At 57.5% G+C, this 6,621-nt stretch carries 10 protein-coding genes; 8 read left to right on the forward strand and 2 right to left on the reverse strand.

What is annotated here, in order from left to right; translation table 11 throughout:
• From ffh to RMO15_RS17715, 8 genes are all read left to right on the forward strand, one after another.
• Positions 1-1,374 (forward strand): signal recognition particle protein (ffh, locus tag RMO15_RS17680; protein WP_309714831.1); only part of this gene is annotated, 1,374 nt, incomplete at its 5' end.
• A 25-nt stretch (positions 1,375-1,399) separates the two neighbouring features.
• Complete coding sequence (rpsP, locus tag RMO15_RS17685) at positions 1,400-1,657, forward strand: 30S ribosomal protein S16 (protein ID WP_309714832.1); 258 nt, start codon at positions 1,400-1,402, stop codon at positions 1,655-1,657.
• 50 nt (positions 1,658-1,707) lie between these two features.
• Positions 1,708-1,938: a KH domain-containing protein gene (locus tag RMO15_RS17690; protein ID WP_309714833.1), complete on the forward strand. Its 231-nt coding sequence runs from the start codon at positions 1,708-1,710 to the stop codon at positions 1,936-1,938.
• A gap of 47 nt (positions 1,939-1,985) precedes the next feature.
• Positions 1,986-2,471, forward strand: a complete 486-nt coding sequence (rimM, locus tag RMO15_RS17695) for a ribosome maturation factor RimM (RefSeq protein WP_309714834.1) — start codon at positions 1,986-1,988, stop codon at positions 2,469-2,471.
• A gap of 1 nt (position 2,472) precedes the next feature.
• Positions 2,473-3,267 (forward strand): tRNA (guanosine(37)-N1)-methyltransferase TrmD, encoded by a 795-nt coding sequence (trmD, locus tag RMO15_RS17700; protein ID WP_309714835.1) that lies wholly within the window; start codon positions 2,473-2,475, stop codon positions 3,265-3,267.
• 73 nt (positions 3,268-3,340) lie between these two features.
• Positions 3,341-3,733, forward strand: a complete 393-nt coding sequence (rplS, locus tag RMO15_RS17705) for a 50S ribosomal protein L19 (RefSeq protein WP_309714836.1) — start codon at positions 3,341-3,343, stop codon at positions 3,731-3,733.
• 40 nt (positions 3,734-3,773) lie between these two features.
• On the forward strand, positions 3,774-4,616 hold the full coding sequence (lepB, locus tag RMO15_RS17710; protein WP_309714838.1) for a signal peptidase I: 843 nt from the start codon (positions 3,774-3,776) through the stop codon (positions 4,614-4,616).
• Complete coding sequence (locus RMO15_RS17715; RefSeq protein ID WP_309714840.1) at positions 4,613-5,245, forward strand: ribonuclease HII; 633 nt, start codon at positions 4,613-4,615, stop codon at positions 5,243-5,245. Before lepB ends, RMO15_RS17715 begins: the two co-directional genes overlap by 4 nt.
• Here RMO15_RS17715 and RMO15_RS17720 read toward each other — a convergent pair.
• The gene (locus RMO15_RS17720) at positions 5,242-5,661 is read right to left on the reverse strand and encodes a PIN domain-containing protein (RefSeq protein WP_309714842.1); all 420 of its coding nucleotides are present in this window, start codon (positions 5,659-5,661) and stop codon (positions 5,242-5,244) included. The two genes, RMO15_RS17715 and RMO15_RS17720, sit on opposite strands and share 4 nt — an antisense overlap.
• The gene (locus RMO15_RS17725; RefSeq protein ID WP_309714844.1) at positions 5,662-5,862 is read right to left on the reverse strand and encodes a hypothetical protein; all 201 of its coding nucleotides are present in this window, start codon (positions 5,860-5,862) and stop codon (positions 5,662-5,664) included. It abuts the gene before it with no gap.
• Positions 5,863-6,621: the final 759 nt, after the last annotated feature.

Here is a 6,621-nt window from a genome sequence, read left to right on the forward strand (position 1 = left end):
GATGTAGACGCCGCGCTCCGCGAGGTGCGTATGGCCCTGCTTGAGGCCGATGTCAACTTCAAGGTTGTTAAGAACTTTGTGGCACGCGTCAAAGAGCGCGCGATGGGTGAGAATATCCTGGAAGGCTTACAGCCTGCCCAGATGGTCATCAAGTTTGTCCATGAGGAGATGATCGCCACCCTCTCCGGCACCGATGCCGAAGGTAAGCCTCTGACGGAAGCCGTGCCACTGACCATGTCCCCCAAGTCCCCCACGGTGATCATGCTCTGTGGTCTACAAGGTGCGGGTAAGACGACTCTGGCGGGAAAGCTTGGAGCGCATCTTAAAAAACTAGGACGGCAGCCTCTTTTAGCGGCATGTGATCTTCAGCGCCCCGCCGCGGTGAAGCAGCTAGAGGTGGTGGGGGGCCAAGTCAAAGTTCCCGTGTATGCCCAGCTCACCGGCAAGACGCCCGTTCAGGTGGCAATGGAAGCCGTAGACTTTGCCAAAGAGAACCGCCTCGATGTCGTGATCTTAGACACTGCCGGACGACTTCACGTGGACGAAGTGCTCATGGATGAGCTCAAGGCCATTAAAGCCCAGACCAAGCCCGATGAGATCTTACTGGTGCTGGATGCCATGACGGGCCAAGATGCGGTCAATGTCGCCACTCAGTTCAATGATGTCTTAGAAGTGGGCGGCTTTGTGCTGACAAAAGTGGACGGCGATGCGCGCGGTGGGGCCGCTATCTCCGTGCGTGCCGTGGTCGGAAAGCCCATCAAGCTGGTCGGTGTGGGAGAGAAGCTAGATGCCCTCGAAGTCTTCCACCCGGAGCGTATGGCCAGCCGGATTCTGGGAATGGGCGATGTCCTCACCCTGATCGAGAAAGCCGAAGCCGCTGTTGACGAGAAGCAAGCCGCGGAGATGGAGAAGAAGCTCAAGGGCGGCAAGTTCGACTTCGAAGACTTTCTCTCCATGCAGCAGCAGATGAAGCGCCTCGGGCCACTGGAGCAGCTCTTCAAGCTCATCCCCGGTGTCGGGACGCAGCTTAAAGACATGGACTGGTCGGTGCCAGAAAAAGAGATGGCGAAAGTGGAGGCGATTATCCGCTCCATGACCGCCAAAGAGCGCCGCAATCCCGAGCTGATCAATGGGTCACGACGCAAAAGAATCGCCGCAGGAGCTGGGGTCGGGGTTCCCGAGATCAACCAGCTTCTCAACCAGTTCGAGCAGATGAGGCGTATGATGCGCGCCATGTCTAGCGGAAAAGGAATGCCCGGGATGCCAGGAATGCCACCCATGCCGGGAATGCGGGGGCTGCCTGCGGGCAACCCCAAAAAGAAAAAAGATGGTGGCTCCAGCGGCGGAGGCCGTTTCAAGCTACCATTTCGGTAAAACAACAAAGGAACTATAATCTCTCATGGTCAAGCTTCGTCTGCGCCGGGATGGCGCCAAGAAAAAACCGTTCTACCATGTCGTCGCCGCAGATGCGCGGCGCGCACGTGATGGACGCTTCATCGAGCAGTTGGGGTACTATAACCCCATGGTGGCTGCTGATAAAGAGCCCATCATGGAACTGAAGGAGGAGCGACTTCGCTATTGGCTTAGCGTCGGCGCAACGCCCACCGATAAGGTGGCAGCCATCCTTCGCAAACAGGGGATCCTACCCTCCGCTTAGAGAGGGACGACCTAAACAAATCCAGACGAAAGTAGGATAAAGTAGAATCAGTGAAGCAGACAGTTGAATACCTGGTAAAAGCCCTTGTTGACTCTCCTGATGAAGTTCAGGTAGATGAGATTCCGGGTGAGGAAGCCACGACTTACGAAGTACGCGTTGCCGCAGATGACCTAGGTAAGGTCATCGGAAAGCAAGGGCGCATTGCCAATGCCCTACGCACGATCGTCAAGGCCGTTGCTATGAAAGACAAGCGCAAAGTTTACGTCGAAATCGTCGCCTGACGACTTCAGACGATCGCTTAAGCGCACCGAACACGAGAGGGGCTGTGATGGAAAACGAAGAATCCGTTCTGATCGGAGAAATCACCGCCCCCTTCGGTATGAGGGGAGAGGTGAAGCTCTACCCTTACATGGACGATCCCAAGCTACTGGTGGGCAAGAGTTTCTTGCTCAATGGCAAGCCAAACCGCGTCCAGAGCGTTCGACCTTACCAGAGTACGTATCTGATTCTATTTGAGGGCATGGATCGCACAGGAGCGGAGGCAATCCGCAACACCAAGCTTTTCCTGCCCAAGTCCGAGCTCCCCCAGCTCCCTGAGGGGGCTTACTACGACTGGCAGCTCAAAGGGCTGGCGGTTCAAACCGAGTCTGGAATGCCTCTTGGGGAGATAGAGACCATTCTCTACAACCCAACCGCAAACGATGTTTATGAGACGAGCCTGGCGCTGATCCCTGCCCACGCCCAGTTCGTGCTCTCGGTAGATCTAGAAACGGGCCAGATGGTCGTCTCCGACGATCCGGGCCTCTTAAAGTAGCATGCGGGTGGACGTCGTGACGCTCTTTCCGGAGCTGATCTTACAGGCAACGAGCCACTCGATTGTGCAGCGGGCACAGGTGGCAGGCTCTCTGGAGCTGGACTGCGTGAATCCTCGGGACTTCACCCACGACCGGCACCGCACCGTGGACGACTGCCCTTTTGGGGGCGGGGCGGGCATGGTAATGAAAGCCGAGCCGCTCGTGGCGGCCATTGAGTCCGCAACAAAAGGCGATCCGAGTGTCCCCGTGCTCCTTACCGCGCCGGATGGTGAGCCCTTTACCCAGGCACTCGCCCAGGAGCTAGCGACTCTGCCGCGCTGGGTCGTGGTCTGTGGCCACTACGAAGGCATTGACGAGCGCGTGCGCGAGGGCTGGATCACGCGCGAGGTCTCCCTAGGGGACTACGTGCTCACCGGCGGCGAGCTGGCTGCCTTAGTGATGTTAGATGCGACTGTGCGACTCTTGCCTGGAGTTCTAGGCAACGAGGAATCGGCGCAAGAAGAGAGTTTTGAGGGGGGAGTGCTGGAGTACCCGCACTACACCCGACCGGCGGTCTTTCGTGGCCGTGGCATTCCCGAGGTTCTGACCTCCGGGCACCATGCCAATGTCGCGAAATGGCGTCGAACCCAGGCACTGGTGCGCACGCGTGCGCGTCGCCCCGACCTCTGGGAAAAGCTGCTGCCACTGGGCAAGGCGGATCAGAAACTTCTGGACGCCTACAATGCCACAGAGGCGCAAGTACGGGTAGAGCCTTGCTCTGCCCGGGTGGACGAACCTGTGTCCAATCCGGAGTGAAGAGATCTCACTGCCGCGAAGAGACCGCCAGGGGACGCCTCCAAAAGAAACTAAATCTGTTTGGGAGACGTATATGAGTAAAGTGAACGCAACTGCGATTCGTGATATCGAAGAGGCACAGAAAAAAGCGGGTGTGCCCAGCTTCCGTGGTGGAGATACAATCCGTGTCCACGTGAAGGTTATCGAGGGCGGCAAAGAGCGCGTCCAGGTCTTTGAAGGGGTTGCACTGAGCCGCCATGGCGCAGGCATCCGTGATACCGTTCTGGTGCGTAAGATCGCCAGCAACGGCGTCGGTGTGGAGCGTACCTTCTTGGTACACTCGCCACGCGTCGAGAAGATCGAAGTGCTCCGCCGCGCTGCTGTCCGCCGCGCCAAGCTGTACTACCTGCGTGGTCGTGTGGGCAAGGCAACCCGTCTGAAGGAAGACCGCAACGGTCGCTTCAGCCGCACACAAACAACACCGTAGAGTTCCCCCGCTTGCGGGGGCCAGGGGGCTTAAGACGATAGTGGAAACTTGGACAGAGCGCATTGCCAATCTCTCCTTGCCCACCGTCGTCTTAGTCTTAGGCGGACTAACCGTGGTACGCCTGATCTTGCGTGCTCTCCGCCGTAGCTTCTTTCTTTTTCTCTCAGAGCTCACCGAGTCTGCCATGCTGGCGCTGGCGCTTGTATTTCTCCTGGTGCGCCCCTTTGTGCTCCAGACCTACCACATTCCCAGTCCGTCCATGCACCCCACCCTCATGGAGGGCGACCATCTGATTGTCAACAAGCTCCTCTACCGCCTACGTGGACCGCGTCGGGGTGAGATCGTAGTCTTTCGTGCTCCTCATGATGCCGACAGCAACGAGCCGGAGTACATCAAGCGACTCGTGGGCCTGCCCGGCGATACGATTGAGGTGCAAGCGGGATTTGTGACCGTGGGGGGGAGCCGCTACTACCACACCGAGATTCGGGGCATCTTAGGGATTGCCGACAGTGACGATCCCGCAACCCCTGGGAGCGCCCCTATCCCCACACTGCGCCTCACCCGCCAGGGAATCCAGGTCGGGAGTAAGACCATTAGCCCCGCGGAGTTTGCGGTTCGCTCGGGCCACCGTGATGAGCCTGTGGAGATTCAGCCGGGCAAGGTTCTGCGCAATGGCCAGGCGCTCTTAGAGGACTATGTGGCGGAGGACCCCGAGTACCATCTCGATCCTTACACCGTCCCCGCGGGGAGCTACTTTGTCTTGGGCGACAACCGCAACCAGTCCCATGACTCTCATGAGTGGGGCGAGCTGCCTGTCAACCGCCTGATCGGGCGTGCCGAGGCGATCTTCTGGCCCCTGCCTCGCGTGCGACGTACCAGATGAGCGAGCCCCTCCTCACCCTAACCCCCTCCTTCCAAACGCCCAGAGGGCACCCGGAGGAGGGGGGGATTATTTGTGGCATAGACGAGGCGGGGCGAGGGGCGCTCGCGGGGCCTGTTGTCGCCGCCGCCGTGATCCTTCCTGAAGGCTTTGACCCAACGGGTATCGGCGATTCGAAAAAGCTCACGGCCAAGCAGCGCGAGAAAGCCTACGAGCGCATCATAAAAGAAGCGCTTTGCTACGGCATCGGGCAGTGTGAAGCAGGCGAGATAGACACAATCAATATCCTCCGCGCCACCCATGAGGCCATGCGCCGCGCCTTGGCGGCACTGGCAATCCCTCCCGATCAGGTGCTGGTGGATGGCCTGCCGGTTCCTAATCTGCACTCGAACTGTAAGAATCTGATCGGCGGCGATGGTCTGGAGGTCTCGATTGGAGCAGCGTCTATTCTGGCCAAAGTGACGCGAGATCGCCTGATGATCGCCTACGATGTGCAGTGGCCGGAGTACGGCTTTGCGGGCCACAAAGGCTACGGCGCGGCCACACACCTAGCCGCTCTCGACCAGCATGGCCCCTGCCCGATTCATCGGCGCACGTTTGGCCCCGTCGCGCAGCTCACGATGCAGTTTTAGGCCGCGCTCCAGTCCTCACAGGGGGCACCAATCGCTTGAAAGTCCCGGAGGTTGCGGGTAATCACTGTCATCCCATGAGCCATTGCTTGCGCAGCTATCCGGCAATCCTGTGCGCCGATACGCAAAACGGCGGGCGCAAATGTCTGGTAGATGGCTTCGGCTTCGGGGGAGTAGAGGAAGAGAGGGAAGATGCGGAGGTCTTCTAGAGCTTGTGCGAAATCTTCGTGGGCTCGTGGTAGCGACAGAGAGTTGCGTGGGCTTCTGGCGCGATTAAGTCCCCCCATAAACACCACTAAGAACTCTTCCGCGACTACGGAGCTTATCCAGATGCCATTGAGATTCTGCTGGACTTTCTGCACAACGCTCTCATCGCCTTCGATCGCCAATTTAAGTGTGTTGGTGTCCAGAAGATACAATTATTTTTTGTCCTCGTCAGCGAGGTCGCGCTCCAGTTCTTCCTGAATCGTCTTTCGGTACTCCGTCACGCCCTCTTCTAAGCGCCGCAGGTACTCCGGGTCGTTTTTACGCCGCCCGAGAGCCGCTAGGGCATAGCGCACCTGCTCCTCGGTCATTCCGTTTGTACGTGGCGTATTGTCTGTTTTTGTTGGTGCTGGCATAACGATTCCCTCTCCGGTTTTCTTGCCGCATTGTATCTCTTGGCTACAGCCGGTACAACTGGGCTTGGAGGAGCTTGTCACCCTCCCAGGAGATAAATTGGCCACGCACCTAGCTGCTCTCGACTAATCCAGCACCTACCAATCCACCGCCGCACGTTTGGCCTGGTTGCCCAGCAGGCGTTTCAGTTCTAGCGGCGCATTTCCATCTCTCTTGACGCTTTTTCCCTCCCCCCGACGGCACCACCGCTTCCCCCTCCGGCTTCGCGAAGGGGAGAAGTAGGGTAAACCCGTTAGTCCTAGAGGCAGTCACTTTCCTTACTGAATCACATGGGCAGCCATATCTTTCAAGATAGGGTAAATTATCATCAGAACTACTTTGATAGATCGTCAGGACGCAGACAAATGTTTTTCCCTTTTGACGTGGGTAAACTTTATACAAAGCGAAATATATTCAAGATAATTGGCATACCAGAGGATACCAAAGGTGGAAACTGGGCTACAGGATACTGTCGATATAGCGACGACTGGTTCATATTCTGCAACATTGATACTGCTGGCAGAACGGGTCATGATTATGCAAACCAGTGGGTTGGCGAAGATTTATTCTGGTTTGGAAAACTCCTAAGTACAGGACAAAAATTGTAGTGCCTTCTCGCGCTGACACTCTTTGACAGTTCTGCACAAAGAGGTCATCCAATTTTGGAGTGCGTCCAAGCCGAGGCGGAACAGGCAAATGGGGGCACGTTCATGCTTCAAGCA

Origin of the sequence: Armatimonas sp., from assembly GCF_031410135.1 — a bacterium.
GTDB lineage: Bacteria > Armatimonadota > Armatimonadia > Armatimonadales > Armatimonadaceae > Armatimonas.

Bases quoted from the DNA above. Each gene is read 5' to 3' on its own strand.
- RMO15_RS17715 (WP_309714840.1), top strand. From the start codon at position 4,613: ATGAGCGAGCCCCTCCTCACCCTAACCCCCTCCTTCCAAACGCCCAGA.
- rimM (WP_309714834.1), top strand. From the start codon at position 1,986: ATGGAAAACGAAGAATCCGTTCTGATCGGAGAAATCACCGCCCCCTTC.
- rplS (WP_309714836.1), top strand. From the start codon at position 3,341: ATGAGTAAAGTGAACGCAACTGCGATTCGTGATATCGAAGAGGCACAG.
- trmD (WP_309714835.1), top strand. From the start codon at position 2,473: ATGCGGGTGGACGTCGTGACGCTCTTTCCGGAGCTGATCTTACAGGCA.
- RMO15_RS17725 (WP_309714844.1), bottom strand. From the start codon at position 5,862: ATGCCAGCACCAACAAAAACAGACAATACGCCACGTACAAACGGAATG.
- rpsP (WP_309714832.1), top strand. From the start codon at position 1,400: ATGGTCAAGCTTCGTCTGCGCCGGGATGGCGCCAAGAAAAAACCGTTC.